This window comes from Adlercreutzia sp. DFI.6.23, from assembly GCF_024462535.1.
GTDB classification, from domain to species: Bacteria; Actinomycetota; Coriobacteriia; order Coriobacteriales; family Eggerthellaceae; genus Adlercreutzia; species Adlercreutzia rubneri.
Genome location: NZ_JANGBP010000644.1, coordinates 1 through 294, shown reverse-complemented (window position 1 = coordinate 294; position 294 = coordinate 1). Strand labels below are relative to the sequence as shown.

General features: G+C 65.3%; 1 protein-coding gene and 1 pseudogene. One reads left to right on the top strand and one right to left on the bottom strand.

From position 1 onward, the window contains the following. Positions 1 to 44: 44 nt before the first annotated feature. Entirely contained in the window at positions 45 to 173 is a 129-nt protein-coding gene (locus NE591_RS14900; RefSeq protein WP_256157062.1) for a hypothetical protein, read from the top strand. A gap of 2 nt (positions 174 to 175) precedes the next feature. Here the strand turns inward: NE591_RS14900 and pyrH are convergent. After that, positions 176 to 294 (bottom strand): annotated as a pseudogene (gene pyrH, locus NE591_RS14895) (UMP kinase); the annotation flags it as partial.

Here is a 294-nt window from a genome sequence, read left to right as displayed (position 1 = left end):
CCGGCGGCCCCATCGCTCTTATCTGCGAGGGCGATTCCATCACGGTGGACATCGAGGGCGGCGCGCTGACGCTGAACGTGAGCGACGAGGAGCTCGCACGCCGGCGCGCGGCGTGGGAGCCCCGGCGCCCAAGCACGATGCGGGCGTGCTGGCCAAGTACGCGAAACTGGTAACTCTGGCTCAGCACCTCCATATAGCTGATATGGTCGAACCGGTGCGCGTCGGGATTCTTCATCGGGTCGGCATCGTAGACGCCGTCGACCTTCGTGGCCTTCATGACGCAATCGACGTCCA